At 60.3% G+C, this 17,587-nt stretch carries 17 protein-coding genes; 5 read left to right on the forward strand and 12 right to left on the reverse strand.

Annotated elements, in window-relative coordinates:
* Positions 1-4: 4 nt before the first annotated feature.
* From EA797_RS16815 to EA797_RS16825, 3 genes are all read right to left on the reverse strand, one after another.
* Entirely contained in the window at positions 5-799 is a 795-nt protein-coding gene (locus tag EA797_RS16815; RefSeq protein WP_122167257.1) for a thymidylate synthase, read from the reverse strand.
* Positions 800-905: 106 nt separating this feature from the next.
* On the reverse strand, positions 906-1,706 hold the full coding sequence (lgt, locus tag EA797_RS16820; protein WP_122167259.1) for a prolipoprotein diacylglyceryl transferase: 801 nt from the start codon (positions 1,704-1,706) through the stop codon (positions 906-908).
* Positions 1,707-1,716: 10 nt separating this feature from the next.
* A complete protein-coding gene (locus tag EA797_RS16825; RefSeq protein ID WP_122167261.1) occupies positions 1,717-2,499 on the reverse strand; it encodes a sulfite exporter TauE/SafE family protein in 783 nt (260 codons plus the stop codon).
* Between the two features lie 155 nt (positions 2,500-2,654).
* Here EA797_RS16825 and EA797_RS16830 point away from each other — a divergent pair, with 155 nt between their 5' ends.
* Entirely contained in the window at positions 2,655-3,419 is a 765-nt protein-coding gene (locus EA797_RS16830; protein WP_122167404.1) for an NRDE family protein, read from the forward strand.
* Between the two features lie 4 nt (positions 3,420-3,423).
* On the opposite strand, the gene ptsP is transcribed toward EA797_RS16830, so the two are convergent.
* A complete protein-coding gene (gene ptsP, locus EA797_RS16835) occupies positions 3,424-5,697 on the reverse strand; it encodes a phosphoenolpyruvate--protein phosphotransferase (protein WP_122167263.1) in 2,274 nt (757 codons plus the stop codon).
* A gap of 19 nt (positions 5,698-5,716) precedes the next feature.
* Positions 5,717-6,196, reverse strand: coding sequence for an RNA pyrophosphohydrolase (locus tag EA797_RS16840; RefSeq protein WP_122167406.1), 480 nt, complete (start codon positions 6,194-6,196; stop codon positions 5,717-5,719).
* A 177-nt stretch (positions 6,197-6,373) separates the two neighbouring features.
* Between EA797_RS16840 and EA797_RS16845 the strand changes: the two genes are divergently transcribed.
* A complete protein-coding gene (locus EA797_RS16845; RefSeq protein ID WP_122167407.1) occupies positions 6,374-7,027 on the forward strand; it encodes a histidinol-phosphatase in 654 nt (217 codons plus the stop codon).
* A 39-nt stretch (positions 7,028-7,066) separates the two neighbouring features.
* On the opposite strand, the gene EA797_RS16850 is transcribed toward EA797_RS16845, so the two are convergent.
* On the reverse strand, positions 7,067-7,507 hold the full coding sequence (locus EA797_RS16850; protein WP_122167265.1) for a DUF2269 family protein: 441 nt from the start codon (positions 7,505-7,507) through the stop codon (positions 7,067-7,069).
* A gap of 21 nt (positions 7,508-7,528) precedes the next feature.
* The gene (ilvA, locus tag EA797_RS16855) at positions 7,529-9,043 is read right to left on the reverse strand and encodes a threonine ammonia-lyase, biosynthetic (protein ID WP_122167267.1); all 1,515 of its coding nucleotides are present in this window, start codon (positions 9,041-9,043) and stop codon (positions 7,529-7,531) included.
* 175 nt (positions 9,044-9,218) lie between these two features.
* Between ilvA and rpiA the strand changes: the two genes are divergently transcribed.
* Both rpiA and EA797_RS16865 read left to right on the forward strand, forming a co-directional pair.
* Positions 9,219-9,890, forward strand: coding sequence for a ribose-5-phosphate isomerase RpiA (gene rpiA, locus EA797_RS16860; RefSeq protein WP_122167269.1), 672 nt, complete (start codon positions 9,219-9,221; stop codon positions 9,888-9,890).
* Between the two features lie 245 nt (positions 9,891-10,135).
* The gene (locus EA797_RS16865; RefSeq protein ID WP_244214145.1) at positions 10,136-12,094 is read left to right on the forward strand and encodes an autotransporter domain-containing protein; all 1,959 of its coding nucleotides are present in this window, start codon (positions 10,136-10,138) and stop codon (positions 12,092-12,094) included.
* A 56-nt stretch (positions 12,095-12,150) separates the two neighbouring features.
* Here the strand turns inward: EA797_RS16865 and EA797_RS16870 are convergent, their stop codons facing one another.
* The 3 genes from EA797_RS16870 to EA797_RS16880 form a co-directional block, all read right to left on the reverse strand.
* A complete protein-coding gene (locus tag EA797_RS16870) occupies positions 12,151-13,077 on the reverse strand; it encodes an SdiA-regulated domain-containing protein (protein ID WP_122167273.1) in 927 nt (308 codons plus the stop codon).
* Between the two features lie 90 nt (positions 13,078-13,167).
* The gene (locus tag EA797_RS16875) at positions 13,168-13,833 is read right to left on the reverse strand and encodes a fumarylacetoacetate hydrolase family protein (protein ID WP_122167275.1); all 666 of its coding nucleotides are present in this window, start codon (positions 13,831-13,833) and stop codon (positions 13,168-13,170) included.
* 67 nt (positions 13,834-13,900) lie between these two features.
* Positions 13,901-15,295: an FAD-binding oxidoreductase gene (locus tag EA797_RS16880; RefSeq protein WP_122167411.1), complete on the reverse strand. Its 1,395-nt coding sequence runs from the start codon at positions 15,293-15,295 to the stop codon at positions 13,901-13,903.
* A 198-nt stretch (positions 15,296-15,493) separates the two neighbouring features.
* Between EA797_RS16880 and serA the strand changes: the two genes are divergently transcribed.
* Positions 15,494-16,723, forward strand: coding sequence for a phosphoglycerate dehydrogenase (gene serA, locus EA797_RS16885; protein ID WP_122167409.1), 1,230 nt, complete (start codon positions 15,494-15,496; stop codon positions 16,721-16,723).
* 67 nt (positions 16,724-16,790) lie between these two features.
* Here the strand turns inward: serA and EA797_RS16890 are convergent, their stop codons facing one another.
* Together EA797_RS16890 and EA797_RS16895 are read right to left on the reverse strand one after the other, a co-directional pair.
* Positions 16,791-17,063, reverse strand: a complete 273-nt coding sequence (locus EA797_RS16890) for a hypothetical protein (RefSeq protein ID WP_147456823.1) — start codon at positions 17,061-17,063, stop codon at positions 16,791-16,793.
* Between the two features lie 133 nt (positions 17,064-17,196).
* Positions 17,197-17,538, reverse strand: a complete 342-nt coding sequence (locus tag EA797_RS16895; protein ID WP_122167279.1) for a hypothetical protein — start codon at positions 17,536-17,538, stop codon at positions 17,197-17,199.
* Positions 17,539-17,587: the final 49 nt, after the last annotated feature.

Below are 17,587 nucleotides of genomic sequence, written 5' to 3' on the forward strand. Positions count from 1 at the left end.
ATCGTCAGACCGCGACCGGCGCCTTGATATGGGGGTAGGCTTCATAGCCTACCAACTCGAAGTCTTCGAAACGGAAGCCGAACAAGTCTTTCACGGTCGGATTGAGCTTCATGGTCGGTAACGGCAGCGGCTCGCGGGTCAGCTGAAGATCGGCCTGCTCAAGATGATTGGCATAGAGATGACAATCACCGCCGCTCCAGATGAACTCGCCTGGCTGCAGATCGCATACCTGGGCCACCATCAAGGTCAGCAATGCGTAGCTCGCGATATTGAAAGGCACCCCGAGAAAGATGTCTGCCGACCGCTGATACAGCTGGCAGCTGAGCTTGCCGTCAGCGACGTAGAACTGGAATAACGCATGGCACGGCGGCAGAGCCATCTGATCGACCAGCGCCGGGTTCCAGGCTGAGACGATCAGCCGGCGCGAATCCGGATTCTTCTTGATCATCGCCAGCAAATTGGCGATCTGATCGATCGACTCGCCATTGGGCGCCGGCCAGCTGCGCCACTGATAGCCATATACAGGGCCCAGCTCACCGTTCTCGTCGGCCCACTCGTCCCAGATGCGCACGCCATTTTCTTTCAGGTACTTGATGTTGGTGTCGCCCTGAAGAAACCACAGCAGCTCATGAATGATGGACTTGAGGTGGCATTTCTTGGTGGTCACCAGCGGGAAGCCCTCGGCCAGATCGAAGCGCATCTGATGGCCGAACACGCTGTAGGTGCCGGTGCCAGTGCGGTCGCTCTTGAAGGTGCCGGTCTCGCGCACATGGCGCATCAGGTCGAGATACTGTTTCATCGATGGGCTCGAAGCGGGCGCCTGGGCGCGATGGAAAGAAAACCTGCAAATAGTAAAAGTTGGCGCCCGGCTTGTCGCGTGCATGCGACAAGCCGGGCGTTGTCATTCAGGCCGATGCCTTGACCGGCTCGTGACGATAGCCCCAGACGATCATGCCGAGCCCGATCAGCACCATGGGCACGCACAGCACTTGCCCCATGGTCAGCCAGCCGAACGCCAGGTAGCCGAGCTGCGCGTCAGGGACGCGGACAAACTCGACAATGAAGCGGAAAATCCCATAGCAGACGGCGAACAGCCCGGACACTGCCATGGTCGGACGCGGCTTGCTCGAGTAGATCCAGAGAATCACGAACAGCGCGACGCCTTCGAGCGCGAACTGGTAGAGCTGCGAGGGGTGCCGCGCCAGCTGCTGCGGATCGGTCGGAAAGACCATTGCCCAGGGCACATCGCTCGCCTTGCCCCAAAGCTCGGCATTGATGAAGTTACCGATGCGGCCCGCACCCAGGCCGATGGGCACGAAGGGCGCGATGAAATCCATCAGTTCGAAGAACTTCTTGCCGTTGCGCCGCGCAAATATCCAGGTGCATAGCAGCACACCGATCAGCCCGCCATGAAACGACATGCCGCCTTTCCAGACCTGAAAGATCAACGTCGGGTCGCTGATGTAAGCGGCAAGATCGTAGAACAGTACGTATCCCAGCCGCCCGCCGACGATTACGCCCATGGCCACCCAGAACACCAGGTCGGACAGTTTGTCCTTGTCCCAGCTCGGGTCGAAGCGATGCACTCGGCGTGAGGCCAGCAGCCAGGCGCCACCGATACCGATCAGATACATCAGGCCGTACCAGTGGATTTGCAACGGGCCTAGAGAAACGGCAACAGGGTCTATCTGCGGATAAGGCAGCATCCGGGTTTCCTCAGATCAAAAAGTTGATTCCGACGCCCAACAGCAACAGCGCAAACAGGCGCCGTAGCACAAGGGGCGACAGGCGGTGCGCGAGCTGCGCACCAATACGGGCGAAATACATGCTGGTGATTGCAATGCCGACCAGCGCCGGCAGATAAACGAAACCAAGGCTCCACTCCGGCAGATGCGCATCCTGCCAGCCAACCACGGCAAAACTCAACGCACCGGCAATGGCAATCGGCATACCGCAGGCGGCCGAAGTCGCCACGGCCTGCTGAATCGGAACGCTGCGCCAGGTGAGAAAGGGCACGGTCAGCGAACCACCACCAATCCCGAATATCGCCGAAGCCCAGCCAATCACTATCCCGGCCCCCGTCAGCACGGGCTTGCCTGGCACTCCAGCGCTGGATTTTGGTTGCAAGGAAAAGCCCATCTGCACGGCGATGGTGATGGCGAACACACCAATGATCTTTTGCAGCATCGGCCCCTGAATCGCAGCAGCGGTAAGGCTCCCAAGCGCTGCGCCAATCAGAATGCCAAGTGTCATCCAGCGCACCACAGCCCAGCGAACGGCGCCCTGGCGATGATGCGTGAGAATCGAGTTGAGCGAGGTGAACACGATGGTCGCCAACGAAGTGCCAACCGCCAGGTGAGTCAGGATCAGCGGATCAATGCCTTGCGCGGTAAAGCTGAACACCAGCACTGGGACGATGATCAAGCCGCCACCGACGCCAAACAGGCCAGCCGTGATGCCCGCAAATCCGCCCAGTATCAGATAAAGCGCGAACTCCATCGGGCCACCCAGAAAAACAAAGCGGCATGTTAGCGGAAAATGCCCTGACGGCGGAGCAGGCGCCGATGCTCCAAGGGGACCCGTTACATCGTCGGCTGGCGACCTCGATGCGTTTTGGTCTAGCCTCGCAGTTCCGCTTAGCTGGTTACGCTTATATGTGTCTGATCGTATTTGCCTGGCACCCGGACCACGCGCTGCCGTTGATCGTCGCCGCCAACCGTGACGAATTCTATGTGCGCCCAACGCTCCCGCTTGGGCATTGGCAGGATGCACCTGGCATCGTCGCGGGCCGCGATCTTCAGGCCGGGGGGACCTGGATGGGCGTTAGCACGTCCAAACGCTTCGCCGCGCTGACCAATATTCGCGCACCGGGAGCGGCGGCCGGCTCGCGCTCGCGCGGTGAGCTGCCGGAACGATATCTACGCGGTCAGCTCACTCCTGAAGCGTATCTGAACGAACTGGCGGGGCATCTCGAACATTACGCTGGCTTCAATCTGCTGGTCGGCGACGAGCATGAGCTGTGGTACCTGAATTCGAACGCAGCGGTAGCCGAACAACTCCGACCGGGACTCTACGGCCTGTCCAACGCCGCGCTGGATTCGCCATGGCCAAAGCTGCTTCGCGCACGTGCCGCCCTGCAGAGCCACATTGAAGCGCCTGAAACGGTCGACTTGATGCAGATGTTGAACGACCCTGAGCTCGCCGCGGATGCGGACCTTCCGAGTACCGGCGTGCCTTACGAGTGGGAAAAGCGGCTATCGAGCATATTCATAACCAGTGCCGACTACGGGACCCGGGCGAGCACCGTACTGATCCGTCGCGCGGATGGCTCGCTGGATATCACCGAACGCAGCTTCGGCGCGACTGGCGCGCTTGGCGACAGCAACATCAGCCTGCCTCCCGCAGATTCAATCGAGTGAAGGACTAGAGCGCCGCCGATGGATTAACCATGCGATCGAGGCCGAGATTTCGCAAGGTCAGCTGCAGCGTGGCACGAATCACCTGAGGGCTGTCCATCACCATCACTTTGGCCAACAGCTCGCGGGCCGTCACCGAGCTGATCTGGCGCAGCATCCACTTCACCTTCGGCAGGTTGGTGGCGTTCATCGACAGGCTGTCGAAGCCCATCGCCAGCAGCAGCATGGCTGCACCGGGGTCGCCAGCCATCTCACCGCAGATGCTGACCGGCTTGCCCTCTTCATGGGCCTCACGCACCACACGCTGCAACGCTTCGAGAACGGCCGGATGCAAGTAGTCGTAGAGATCGGCCACCCGAGGATTGTTGCGATCGACCGCCAGCAGATATTGGGTCAGGTCATTCGAGCCGACCGAGATGAAATCCACCTGGCGCGCCAGCTCGCGGGTCAAATAGACCGCCGCAGGCACTTCGATCATCACGCCGACCGGCGGCATCTCGACGTCGGTGCCTTCGTCACGTACTTCGCCCCACGCGCGATGGATCAGATGCAGCGCTTCTTCCAGCTCACGCGTGCCGGAAATCATCGGTAGCAGGATGCGCAGGTTGTTAAGGCCGGCACTGGCCTTGAGCATGGCGCGGGTCTGGAGCAGGAAAATTTCGGGGTGATCCAGGGTGACGCGAATCCCGCGCCAGCCCAGGAAGGGATTCTCTTCCTTGATCGGGAAGTACGGCAGGCTCTTGTCACCACCGATGTCGAGGCTGCGCATGGTCACCGGCAACGGATGGAAGGCTTGCAGCTGTTCGCGATAAATCGCCATTTGCTCCTTCTCGCTGGGGAAGCGCTCTTTGATCATGAAGGGCACTTCGGTGCGGTACAGGCCGACACCTTCGGCGCCACGCTCCTGCGCCCGCACTACATCGGCCAGCAGACCGGTATTCACCCAAAGCGGAATGCGCAAGCCGTCAGTGGTTTCGCATGGCAGCTCGCGCAGGATATCCAGGCCTTCAGAAAGCTGGCGCTCCTGCTCGGCCAGGACCAGGTATTGCTCGCGCAGCACCTTCGCCGGGTTGGTAATGATCTCGCCACGGGTGCCGTCGATGATCAGCTCAATGCCATCGACCTTTGAATACGGCAGGTCTACGGCCCCCATCACCGTGGGGATCCCCATGGCGCGGGCCAGAATTGCCACGTGCGAGTTGCTTGAACCCAACACGGAAACCATGCCCATCAGCTTGCCTTCAGGCACCTCGCCGAGCATGGCCGGGGACAGCTCCTCGCTGACCAGAATGGTGTTGTCCGGATACGTCAGGGTCTGTTGGCGCGCCTGCTGCAGATAACCGAGAAGGCGGCGACCGATGTCCTTGACGTCCGAGGCGCGCTCTCGCAGGTAGGCATCGTCCATCATTTCGAAGCGCCCGACGTGATCGGCGACGACCTGGCGCAGCGCGCCCTGTGCCCACTGGCCGGTGCGGATGACCTTGGACACTTCGCCACCCAACGCGGAATCGTCGAGCATCATCAGATAGACGTCGAACAGTGCGCGCTCTTCTTTGCGCATCTGCGTCGCGAGCTTCTCCGACAGTGCCCGCATGTCGGCGCGCACAGCTTCCAGCGCAGCCTCGAACAGTTCCAGCTCTGCCGGGATGTTGGTGATGGACTTGTCCGGCACGACATCCAGATCCGCAGGCGGCAGGACGACCACTGCCGTGCCCACCGCTGCACCAGGCGCGCCGGGTATGCCGATGAAGCGGGTTTCCTGAATGCCCTTACCCTGACGACCAAGGCCGCGGATCGAACCGGTCGCCTCGGCATGGGCGATGACCCCGGCAAGCTGCGCGCTCATGGTGACGAGGAAAGCCTCCTCACCTTCGTCGAACAGGCGCTGCTCTTTTTGCTGGATGACCAGTACGCCCATCACCCGTCGGTGGTGGATGATCGGCGCGCCGAGAAAGGAGGCGTAACGCTCTTCGCCGGTCTCGGCGAAGTAACGATAACGAGGGTGTTCGGAGGCATGTTCGAGGTTGAGCGGCTCCTCGCGGGTACCCACCAGGCCAACAAGGCCCTCATTGGGGGCCATGCTGACCTTGCCGATCGCCTTCTTGTTCAGGCCCTCGGTAGCCATGAGCACGAAGCGCCCAGATTCCGGATCGAGCAGGTAGACCGAGCAGACCTGGCTGGCCATGGCCTCCCGAACTCTCAGCACGATAATGCCCAAGGCCGCCTTGAGGTCCTTGGCGGCGTTCACTTCCTGGACGATCTTGCGCAGCGTGCCGAGCATGCTCAGGGGCTTTCTCCCGTCAGTCCCGCGCCAGTAGGCGCGGAGCGAGTTCTTTTAAGGCGCGACGGTAAACCTCGCGCTTGAAGGTAACCACCTGGCCCAGCGGGTACCAATAACTGACCCAGCGCCAGCCGTCGAACTCAGGCTTGCCGGTGAGATCCATGCGTACTCGATCCTCCGCGCCGGTGAGGCGCAGAAGGAACCATTTCTGTTTCTGACCAATGCACAGCGGCTGGCTGTGAGTGCGAACCAGACGCTGCGGCAGACGATAGCGCAACCAACCCCGGGTGCAGGCGAGGATTTTCACATCCTGCTCTTCGAGACCGACTTCCTCGTTGAGCTCGCGATAAAGAGCTTCTTCTGGCGTCTCGCGTGGATTGATCCCGCCTTGCGGAAATTGCCAGGCATCCTGATTAATCCGCCGGGCCCAAAGCACCTGTCCGACATCATTGGTCAGGATGATGCCGACATTTGGGCGAAAACCATCGGAGTCGATCACGGCAACAACCTCGCAAACGCATGTCGCGGCATTGTTCCACAAAAATGCGAAAAGCAGAAAGCGCACAGCAAAGCCGTCGATCATCAGGGCTCGAGGCCAGGAGGAGGCAGTCAGTGGCTGCCATTGAGGGGTAATCCCGCTATGCTTCGCCTCCTTTCACCGACCGAGGAACGCAGCGTGCGCCTGGCCCTTTTCGATCTCGACAACACCCTACTCGCCGGCGACAGCGACCACGCCTGGGGCGAGTTTCTCTGCCAGCGCGGCCTCGTCGATACCGATTCGTATCGTGCGCGCAACGATGCCTTTTATCAGGACTACCTGGCTGGTGCACTGGATGTTCAGGCCTATCAGAATTTCTGCCAGGAACTGCTAGGGCGCAGCGAGATGGCGCAGCTCGAGCAATGGCATGCCGAATTCATGCGTGACCACATCGAGCCCATCGTCCTGGCCAAGGGTGAGGCGTTGGTGCGCCAGCATCATCAGGCCGGTGATCGGGTGGTGATCATCACTGCCACAAACCGCTTCATCACCGGGCCGATTGCCCAGCGACTTGGCGTGGATACACTGCTGGCCACCGAATGCGAGATGCAGGACGGTCGCTATACAGGTCGCCTCACCGATGTGCCCTGTTTCCAGGAAGGCAAGGTCACTCGGATCGAACGCTGGCTCCTTGAAAACGACCAGAGCCTGGACGACAGCTATTTCTATAGCGACTCGCGTAACGATCTGCCGCTGCTGGAGCGGGTCAGCCATCCGGTTGCGGTAGACCCTGACCCGACGCTGAGGGAAATCGCCCAACAGCGTGGCTGGAACATCATCAGCCTGCGCTGACCGATAGCCGCAGGCTGGTACGCGACTTCGCCGATGTGGCTAGACCGGTTTGGCGCCCATCAGGCCCATGATGGCGATCAGTATCACCAGAATAAGACCGGCATAGACCAGCGCAAACCGCGGCAGGCGTGCCGGTGCCTGTGTATCGCCTAACGCCTGCCAGGCGCGTAGTCGGCCACCGAGCAGCAGCCCGAGCGGCACCAGCACCAAGAACAGAATCGAGCTGGCAAGCAACCACAGCTGGCCAAGCGGAAAGCCTGCCAGATGCGCGAGCCACCAACCGGTCACCGGGAGCAGCAGCGCAAATACCGCGAGCAACGGCAGCGACATCAACCGGGTCCGCCGCAGCTTCTGTCGCAGCACGGCGGGATCGGCACGCCGCCACGCCTTCCAGAGCATGATGATGTGGGCGATCAGCCCTAGCGTGAGCAGGATTGCCAGTGCAGCATGGACGATATTCAGCAGCTGATAATGTTCCATCAATCCTCGCGGTATGGCTGGTCAGCCAAGAAACAGTTGGTAGGCAGGGTTGTCCGATTCGTCCCAGTAGCGATAGCCGATCTTGTCCAGCGCGGCGGGTAGCAGGTGACGTTCCTCGGCTGGCACCTGCAGGCCGGCAACCACCCGGCCATCTGCCGCACCGTGGTTGCGGTAGTGGAACATCGAGATGTTCCAGCGCCCGCCCAGGTTATTCAGAAAGTTGAACAGCGCACCGGGCCGCTCTGGAAACTCGAAGCGGTAGACCACCTCGTCGCTGACGCCGGAAGCATGTCCGCCGACCATATGCCGAGTGTGGAGCTTGGCCAGCTCGTTGTCGGTGAGATCCAGTACCGGAAAACCTTTGGCCCTCAGTCCCTCTACCAGTGCAGCGCGTGGGTCGTTCTCCGGATGGGTCTGCACGCCGACGAAGATGTGAGCCTCACGGTCCTGGTGGTAGCGGTAGTTGAATTCCGTGATCTGGCGCTTGCCGATGGCTTCGCAGAAGGCCTTGAAGCTGCCGGGCTCCTCGGGGATGGTCACAGCGATGATCGCCTCGCGCTTCTCGCCTAGCTCGGCGCGTTCGGCAACATGGCGCAAGCGGTCGAAGTTAACGTTGGCACCGGAGTCGACACCAACAAGCACCTGGCCCTCGATGCCCTCGCGCTCCACGTAACGCTTGATCCCAGCCACCGCCAGCGCGCCCGCCGGCTCGGTGATCGAGCGTGTATCGTCGTAGATATCCTTGATTGCAGCACAGATCTCGTCAGTGCTGACGGTGATCACCTCGTCGACGTAATCCTTGCAGATATCGAAGGTGTGCAGGCCGATCTGGGCAACGGCAACCCCGTCGGCAAACAATCCGACCTGCGGCAGCACCACTCGTTCGCCGGCAGCCATGGCCTGCTGCAGGCAGTTGGAATCATCCGGCTCGACACCAATGACCTTGATGTCCGGTTTCAGATATTTGATGTACGCCGCGACGCCAGCGATCAAGCCACCACCGCCCACGGGTACGAAGACCGCATCGAGCCGGCCCTGATGCTGACGGAGTATTTCCATCGCCACGGTGCCCTGCCCGGCGATCACGTGCGGATCGTCATACGGGTGGATATAGACGTAGCCCTTTTCCTCGACCAATTTCAGCGAATAGGCCAGCGCCTCGGCAAAGGCGTCACCGTGCAGCACAACCTTGCCACCACGGGCACGCACGCCCTGCACTTTCAGCTCCGGCGTAGTGCGCGGCATGACGATGGTCGCCTTGATTCCCAGTTCGCGCGCCGCCAGCGCCAAGCCTTGCGCATGGTTGCCGGCCGAAGCCGTGACCACACCGCGCGCCAGCTCCTCGGGCGATAGCTGCGCCAGCTTGTTGTAAGCGCCACGAATCTTGAAGGAGAACACCGGCTGCAGATCCTCGCGCTTGAGCAGAATCTGGTTGCCGAGCCGCTCGGAAAGCTGGCGCGCGGGCTGCAACGGAGTTTCCACCGCAACGTCGTAGACGCGCGAGGTGAGGATCTTCTTGACGTATTGTTCGAGCATCGTGGGCTATCTTGGCGGGCATTGCGGGGCAGACGAGTCTACTCTGCGAAAATCCCGCCGACCACCGGCAATCTGCGCAGAAAAAGGCCAGACAGTCTCAGCAGACAAGACCCGGCACTCGGGGCGCCGCTATACTTTCCCACCACGTTTTCTCTCAGCCCGGACCCATAACGCCATGACTCAGGATCAACTCAAGCAGGCCGTCGCCCAGGCCGCCGTCGACCTCATCGTCCCGCAGCTTACCGACCGCAGCGTCGTCGGGGTCGGCACCGGCTCGACTGCCAACTTCTTCATTGATCTGCTGGCCAAGCACAAGGGTTTCTTCGACGGCGCCGTAGCAAGCTCAGACGCTACCGCCGAGCGCCTCAAGGGTCACGGGATTCCGGTCTACGACCTGAATTCGGTATCGGAACTGGAGTTCTACGTCGACGGCGCGGACGAAACCAACAGCCATCTGGAACTGATCAAGGGCGGCGGCGCAGCGCTGACCCGCGAAAAGATCGTCGCAGCAGTCGCACACACCTTCATCTGCATTGCAGACGGCAGCAAGCTGGTCGAACGCCTCGGCGAGTTTCCCCTGCCGGTCGAAGTGATCCCGATGGCGCGCAGCCATGTGGCGCGCGAACTGGTCAGGCTGGGTGGCGATCCGGTCTACCGTGAAGGCGTGGTGACGGACAACGGCAACGTCATTCTCGACGTGCACAACCTCATGATCGGCTTCGCGCCAGACGTCGAGGCACAGATCAACAACATCGTCGGTGTAGTTACCAACGGCCTGTTCGCTGCTCGCCCGGCCGACATCCTGCTCCTCGGCACAAAGGACGGCGTCCAGACGCTCAAGCGCTGAAGCTCTTAAACAGGCGCAGCGCTGACCTGCGCCTTGTTTCGCAATAGGGCGGCTTTCATCCACTTGCTACTTTATGGATCGCCGCCGGCACATTGCCGGGGCGGAGAACTGACCGAATAACTGGTTGACGACAGCTTGTCGCCCGTCGCGCCGTACGATGCGTCATTCGTCCGCCGAACTTGCTAAATCGCCGGCCGGCGTGCTTCTTGCTTATGGCCCTTTACCATAAAGACAAGGAGGCTCCTGTGAGCAAAGCCACAACGCTTGCACTCATCATTACCAGCTTGGTTGCCGCACCCAGCGCCCTAGCATATGAATACGGCCAATATGCCGATACCACGCTTGATCGATTGATCAACGACTATCCCGGCCGCTACCGCGGCACCGCCAACTTCGAAGGTGCCAGCGATTGGATGCAGGCACGCCTGGGATCGGGCTATGCCCTGTCCCGCCAGCCCTTCTCCTGGGTGGTCGCCGGGGCCAGCCGAAGCTCACAGAATGTTATCGCCACTGCGGCCGGCGTCACCGGACGGAGCCTAGTGGTCGGTGCGCACTTCGACACCTTCTTCGGCCGCCCTACCCTTCAAGGACTGGACGACAACGGCTCCGGTGCTGCGGTGCTCACAGAGATCGCCCGAAACCTCAGCGGTCTGGACCTGGAAGATGGCTTGACCTTCCTTGCCTTTGGCGCCGAGGAAGAAGGCTTGCGGGGCTCGCGAGCTTACGTGTCTTCGCTCGATGCTGAGGCACGCGCGAGCCTGACCGGCATGATCAACATAGACAGCCTGATTACCGGAGACAAGATGTATGCCCACGCCGGGGGCAACAGCATCGCGAACCCCGCGCTCGCATCTTTGCGTGAGCATGCGTTCCGCATTGCCGAAGAGCTCGGCATCGAGCTTTTCACCAATCCAGGCCTGGACCCTGCCTACCCGATCGGGACGGGCTGCTGTAGCGATGGCGATTCGTTCAACGCCGCCCTGGCGATTCCAGTGCTTTACCTGGAGTCAACCAATTGGGAAATAGGTGATTTGGATGGCTATACACAGACCACCAACCCAGCGATCCCCGGCGGAGCGACCTGGCACAATCCTGCACTGGACAACGAGGCCGTACTGGTGAGCGCATTCGGGCGAGAGCGCATCGATCAGCGCCTGCGAGACTATTCCCGCCTGCTAACACGTTTGGTACTTGAAGCGACCAACACCGATTTGCGTTACTCGACTGCCTCGGCGGCTCACACAATGAGAGCAGTGGAAGAGGGTCTCGCCCGCCAGCACCAGAACCTCGGGCAGCTGCACGAACGCCGCTGGTTGCTCCTGCAACTCGACTCTCGGGAAGTGGGCAGCTTCGATGGAGCCATTGGCGCAGAAGGCGGTGCAAACCCTAGCGGTGGGTTTGACGATGGCGTGCAAGGTCGCGCTCGCCATGCTGGGATATATGCACTGGGCGACTATCAAATAAGCCCAACCCTTAATATCGGCGCAAGCCTGAGCTACGGTGGTGGCAAGCAGGATCTGCAGCACGGCGGAAAAATCGAAAGCGACACCTGGCAGGCTGGCGTTTACGCGCAGCTGAACGACGGTGGCCCGCTCTGGCTGAATGCCGATCTGCGCGCTGGTCGCAGCGATCTAGACCTCACACGCTCTCTGGTTATTCAGGGCAATGGTGGAGGGCCGGTTGTACTGAACCAACGACTGAGCGGCGACACAGACGCGACATTTTGGGGCGGCCGCTTATTGACCGGGTATGACTTCAGCTTTGGGCAGCTGCGCAGTGGGCCGCTGGCTGGAATCGAATACACGCGCTACGTCATCGATGGTTTCACGGAGAAACAGGCTTTGCGAACCGCACTCGACTATCAGACGGAGCGATATGATTCAGTCGAACTGAGCTTAGGCTGGCGCGCCTATGGCGATATCGAGTTCGATCGCGGGCTGAAAGTGCAGCCGTATGCGAGCCTCGCCTGGGTCGAAGAGTTAGGCGACGGCTTCTCGGACAGTTTCAGCGCCGTGAGCCGTGGCGACGGAGCCACTCGCACGACACGAGTGAGCAACGTGGACAAGCATTTTGCCCGCGCTCAAGTTGGCGCTCAGTTAGCCATCAACGAGTCGCTAGGCCTCTATGCGGAGGCCAACGGCCGGCTACAGCATGACGATGGCGAAGCTACCGGCTTTCTGATCGGCGCTCAGTGGGCGTTCTAGCTCTGGCAAAGCGGAGTCGCCGTTGACTCCGCTTTAGGCCCCACCCATGCCCCGGCCTACCTGGCGTGGCCGGGCTTGGTGAAGGTGTAGAAGAGATTAGGTTCACTGGTGATATAAATCGTGCCGTCGGGCCCCATGGTCACGCCCTCGGCTTGCGGGACATCATTGCGCAGCCCGTGCTTACTCTCTTCCAGTGACAGACTGCTGATCGCCTCGCCCTCAGCATCCAATTCCACCAACAGGCGCGACTCATCCGACAGCACCAGCAGATGATGGTATTGATCAACGTAATGCAGGCTTGAAATATCAGTCACGAACAAACCGTCGTCGCGCAACGTGTTTTCCTGCACATCTACCGCCAGCGGCTCAAGGCCCTTGGACGGCGGGAAGCCTTTGACTTCAAGAATGCGAAGAGGATTCTGTTCCTTGCCCACGAAGAGACGCCGAGTGGAAGCATCATAAGCAAGACCTTCGAAACCTTTGTTCTTTTCTCTCAGATCGAAGTTGAGCGTCAGGCGCTCGGACTGCTCCAGATCCACCGAACGGGTTTCATCATCAATCTCGATACGAACCAGCTGTTGCAAACGTTCATCCGCAATGACCAACACACCCGGCTCGATGTACTCCACAGCCTCAGGGTCGAGAAACCCAGTCAGCTCGATCTCTCGCAGCAGCTCACCTTCCAAACTCAATTCCAGCAGTAATCGGCTGCCATTGGTCACTGAGAACAGCGTGTTCCGGTGGTGATCGTAGGTCAATGCCGACAGGTCATCCTCGACGCCTTTAATCGGCTGCGCTTGGATCTGTACCTGATAGTCGTCTAGCCAGACTGATTTACCCTGCCACTGTTCGGCCCGCGCGTCCTGCCCTTGCTTGAAGAGCCACTGCTGCGCAGTAGACGAGATTGGTAACGCATACGCGAAGGAAACCAGCACAACGCCTAACAGAAGCGCTGCACTCGTGCGTTTTAGGGTAAGGAACATCGAGCTATCTCGGACTTAAAGCGGGCCAGCAGAAATACCACAACGTGGATGAATTGAAACTTAATTCTGCCAGCCCGGGTGCATCGACGGTTACAGCACACGACTCTCGAAACGCGACAGACCGAGCAGCTCCAGCACCAGTTCATCGCCTTGGTTCAGAGGGCCGACGCCGACCGGTGTGCCGGTCAACACCACATCACCTGGCTGCAGGCTGAAATGCCCGGCGATGTGCTGCAGCAGCGGCAGTATCGCGTTGAGCATCTGGTTGCTGTTGCCGTCCTGACGCACTTCACCGTTAATGGTCAGCCGAACTCCGATGTCGTTCAGGTCCTGTACCGCATCGCCCGGTACGAAAGGTGCCAGCACGCACGCGCCGTCGAAGCTCTTGGCGGTTTCCCAGGGATGACCCTTTTCCTTGAGCTTGGCCTGTACATCGCGCAGTGTGAGGTCTAACGCCGGGGCGAAGCCGGAGATCGCGTCGCGCACCTCTTCTTCGTTCGGCTTGCGTGACAGCGGCTTGCCGATCAGTACGGCGATTTCCGCTTCATAGTGCACCACGCCGCGGTCGGTCGGGATATTGAAGCCGCCTTCCAGCGGTACGGTGCAGCTACCGGCCTTAATGAACAGCAGCGGCTCGGTCGGCACCGGATTGTTCAGCTCCTTGGCGTGCTCGGCATAGTTGCGTCCGATGCAGACCACCTTGCCCAGCGGATAATGAATGAGCGTGCCGTCGGTGTACTGGTGTTGGTAATTCATCGAAGCTCTCGTCTGTAGGGCGGGACTTGCCCGCCGTTGCCGTTGGCGGGTCATCCCGCCCCTACAATCAAACCGCGAATATCTTGCCTGGATTCATGATGCCGTTCGGGTCGAATGCCGCCTTGATCGCCTTCATGTAGCCGATCTCCGCCTCGGAGCGGCTGTAGGTCAGGTAATCGCGCTTGGTCATGCCCACGCCGTGCTCTGCCGATATCGACCCGTTGTACTTTTCGACCGTCTCGAACACCCATTTGTTGACCGACGCGCACTTGTCGAAGAACTCGTCCTTCGAAAGGGCTTCGGGCTTGAGGATGTTCAGGTGCAGATTGCCGTCTCCAATGTGGCCGTACCAGAGCACTTCGAAATCCGGGTAGTTGCCCGAGACGATGGCGTCGATGTCCGCCAGGAAGGCCGGCACTTTGGATACGGTGACCGAGATGTCGTTCTTGTATGGTGTCCGGTGGGAGATGGTCTCGGAAATGTACTCGCGCAGCTTCCACAGGTTCTGCAGTTGCTGGTCGCTCTGGCTCATCACACCATCCACGACCCAGCCCTCGTTGACGCAATGTTCGAAGGTCGCCAAAGCCTGCTCAGCGCGCTGATCGGTGGTGGCCTCGAACTCCAGCAGCGCATAGAACGGAGTGCGGGTTTCGAAGGGTGCGGGTACATCACCGCGTTCGAGGATCTTGTCCAGGCACTTGTCGGAGAAGAATTCGAAGGCCGTCAGGTCCAGCTTGTCCTGAAAGGCATGCAGCACCGGCATGATCGAGTCGAAATCCGGCGTGCCCAGCACCATTGCGGTGAGGTTGGTGGGTTGACGCTCAAGACGCATCGTCGCCTCGACCACGAAGCCCAGCGTGCCTTCGGCGCCGATGAACAGCTGACGCATGTCGTAACCGGTGGCGTTCTTGGTCAGGTCCTTGTTCAGTTCGAGCAGGTCGCCCTTGCCAGTCACCACTTTCAAACCCGCCACCCAGTTGCGGGTCATGCCATAGCGAATCACCTTGATCCCGCCAGCGTTGGTGCCGATATTGCCGCCGATCTGGCTGGAGCCGGACGAGGCGAAGTCCACCGGGTAGTAGAGGCCCTTGTCCTCGGCGAACTGCTGCAGCTGCGCGGTGATCACGCCCGGCTGGCAGACCGCGGTGCGGTCCATCTCGTTGAACGAGAGGATCTGATTCATGTAATCGAAAGAGACCACTACTTCCCCGTTGGCCGCTACGGCCGCCGCAGAAAGGCCGGTCCGTCCGCCAGAGGGCACCAGTGCAACCTTGCGCTCGTTGGCCCAGCGCACGATGGCCTGCACCTGCTCGACACTTTTCGGGAAGACGATGGCCGTGGGCGCTGGGGTGTAATGCTTGGTCCAGTCCTTGCCGTAGGTATTCAGCGAATCGGCATCGGTCAGCACCTTGCCGGGCTCGACCAGGGTCTTCAGCTCATCGATCAGGGCGGGATCGGTCATCATGTGAACTCTCATTCAATTCATGGTCACCCTGAGTACGCTTCAGCTCAGGACATAGGGTGTTTCGAGGGGGCCGTATGCTAGCATACGCACCCTTTTGAAACGTGCCTCGGCAGACTCCCGACACCGCTGATACCGGGTCGGCCAGCCTTCGCTGGACACTTCGTCCTACCCTTCGGCCTTAAGGTTTAAATGCAGATGAGCCAGACCTCACTCGACAAGAGCAAGATCAAGTTTCTTCTTCTCGAAGGCGTTCACCAGAACGCTGTCGATACCCTCAAGGCCGCCGGTTACTCCAATATCGAGTACCTCAAGACCGCGCTGACCGAGGAGGAGTTGAAGGAGCGGATCGCCGACGTCCATTTCATCGGGATTCGTTCGCGCACTCAACTCACCGAGGAAGTATTCGAAGCCGCCAACAAGCTGATCGCTGTCGGCTGCTTCTGCATCGGCACCAACCAGGTTGACCTGAACGCCGCCCGCGAGCGCGGAATCGCAGTCTTCAATGCCCCCTACTCCAACACCCGCTCGGTGGCCGAGCTGGTGCTGGCCGAAGCCATCCTGCTGCTGCGCGGCATTCCCGAGAAGAACGCCTCGTGCCATCGCGGCGGGTGGATCAAATCGGCGGCCAACTCGTTCGAGATCCGCGGCAAGAAGCTCGGCATCATCGGCTATGGCTCCATTGGCACTCAGCTGTCTGTACTCGCCGAAAGCTTAGGGATGCAGGTTTATTTCTACGACGTGGTGACCAAGCTTCCGTTGGGCAACGCAACTCAGATCGGCTCACTGTATGAGCTGCTGGGCATGTGCGACATCATTTCGCTGCACGTCCCCGAATTGGCGTCCACCCAATGGATGATCGGCGAGAAGGAAATTCGCGCCATGAAGAAAGGCTCGATCCTGATCAACGCTGCCCGCGGCAGTGTGGTCGAGCTGGACCATCTGGCCGAAGCAATCAAGGACGAGCACCTCATCGGTGCAGCAATCGACGTGTTCCCGGTCGAGCCCAAATCCAACGATGAAGAGTTCGAAAGCCCGCTTCGTGGCCTGGACCGCGTGATCCTGACCCCGCACATTGGCGGTTCGACTGCCGAAGCCCAAGCCAACATCGGACTGGAAGTGGCCGAGAAACTGGTCAAGTACAGCGACAACGGCACGTCGGTGTCCTCGGTCAACTTCCCCGAGGTCGCTCTGCCGTCTCACCCGGGCAAGCACCGTCTGCTGCACATCCACCAGAACATTCCGGGCGTGATGAGTGAGATCAACAAGGTGTTCGCCGACAACGGCATCAACATCTGTGGCCAGTTCCTGCAGACCAATGAGAAGGTCGGCTACGTGGTGATCGACGTGGACAAGGACTATTCCGACCTGGCTCTGGAAAAGCTGGTGCAGGTAAACGGCACCATCCGCAGCCGCGTCCTGTTCTAACCAGCAGCGCACGCAAAAAAGGGAGACTTCGGCCTCCCTTTTTTTATGCTGCTATCCAACGAGAGGATCAGCGGTTGGACGCAGGTTTCTCCGCCTCGCCGCGCACATCGGCATCGCTATCCCGCGGCGACTGCTCAGTCGTTGGCAGTTCCCTTGGAGTCTCCAGCGTCGCTGGCCTAGGCTGGTTCTGGCTGCCACTCGCACCCTCGATTACGTCCTGCCTAGGCTCGCGGGTATCGAGCGGATGCTCGCGGCTTTTTTCGGGAAGCGTCGGCCCGGTTCCGGTAGCCAGAGCCAAAGGCGAAACCGCCACCATCATCATGAATACGGGTATACGCATGTTCATGGTTCCACCTCATGTGAGGGATGGACAGTTCAGCGCGATCAACTAGCTCGCAACGACTGTGCGCACGGGGCTGCCCTAAAAAAAAAGCCCCGACCAGGGCCGGGGCTTTCATCTGGCTACGCTGGCATCAGTTGCCAGCGCCACCCGCTCCGCCTGAACCGGAGCCCGAGCCTGCGCCCGTAGCGCTGTTGCCAGTTCCGGTGGTGTTACCCACGCTAGTACCGGTGCCAGTGCCGGGGCCTGCTTCTTGGCCAGAGCCGGTGGTGGTGCCAGTGCCAGTGCTCATGCCGTTGCGGTTGGTATCGTCGGAGGTGTTGCCATCCATCGTCGTACCGCTATGGCTGCCGCTGTTCATCGAGCCGTGGCCGTCTTTATCTTTCATGTGATCGCTGTCGGCGGTACCGGCTGCGAAAACGCCGGTGGACATCAAACCGGCCAGGGTAAGCGCTGCCAATTTAGTCGTTTTCATGGTCGTTCTCCTAATCACAAAGGGTTCCTATAATCGGGCACCCATCCGC

This window comes from Stutzerimonas zhaodongensis (genome assembly GCF_003696365.1).
GTDB lineage: Bacteria > Pseudomonadota > Gammaproteobacteria > Pseudomonadales > Pseudomonadaceae > Stutzerimonas > Stutzerimonas zhaodongensis.

Excerpts from the sequence above, each read along its gene's own strand:
- EA797_RS16815 (WP_122167257.1), bottom strand. The coding sequence starts at position 799 with ATGAAACAGTATCTCGACCTGATGCGCCATGTGCGCGAGACCGGCACC.
- lgt (WP_122167259.1), bottom strand. The coding sequence starts at position 1,706 with ATGCTGCCTTATCCGCAGATAGACCCTGTTGCCGTTTCTCTAGGCCCG.
- EA797_RS16825 (WP_122167261.1), bottom strand. The coding sequence starts at position 2,499 with ATGGAGTTCGCGCTTTATCTGATACTGGGCGGATTTGCGGGCATCACG.
- EA797_RS16830 (WP_122167404.1), top strand. The coding sequence starts at position 2,655 with ATGTGTCTGATCGTATTTGCCTGGCACCCGGACCACGCGCTGCCGTTG.
- ptsP (WP_122167263.1), bottom strand. The coding sequence starts at position 5,697 with ATGCTCGGCACGCTGCGCAAGATCGTCCAGGAAGTGAACGCCGCCAAG.
- EA797_RS16850 (WP_122167265.1), bottom strand. The coding sequence starts at position 7,507 with ATGGAACATTATCAGCTGCTGAATATCGTCCATGCTGCACTGGCAATC.
- ilvA (WP_122167267.1), bottom strand. The coding sequence starts at position 9,043 with ATGCTCGAACAATACGTCAAGAAGATCCTCACCTCGCGCGTCTACGAC.
- rpiA (WP_122167269.1), top strand. The coding sequence starts at position 9,219 with ATGACTCAGGATCAACTCAAGCAGGCCGTCGCCCAGGCCGCCGTCGAC.
- EA797_RS16870 (WP_122167273.1), bottom strand. The coding sequence starts at position 13,077 with ATGTTCCTTACCCTAAAACGCACGAGTGCAGCGCTTCTGTTAGGCGTT.
- EA797_RS16875 (WP_122167275.1), bottom strand. The coding sequence starts at position 13,833 with ATGAATTACCAACACCAGTACACCGACGGCACGCTCATTCATTATCCG.
- EA797_RS16880 (WP_122167411.1), bottom strand. The coding sequence starts at position 15,295 with ATGACCGATCCCGCCCTGATCGATGAGCTGAAGACCCTGGTCGAGCCC.
- serA (WP_122167409.1), top strand. The coding sequence starts at position 15,494 with ATGAGCCAGACCTCACTCGACAAGAGCAAGATCAAGTTTCTTCTTCTC.
- EA797_RS16890 (WP_147456823.1), bottom strand. The coding sequence starts at position 17,063 with ATGCGTATACCCGTATTCATGATGATGGTGGCGGTTTCGCCTTTGGCT.
- EA797_RS16895 (WP_122167279.1), bottom strand. The coding sequence starts at position 17,538 with ATGAAAACGACTAAATTGGCAGCGCTTACCCTGGCCGGTTTGATGTCC.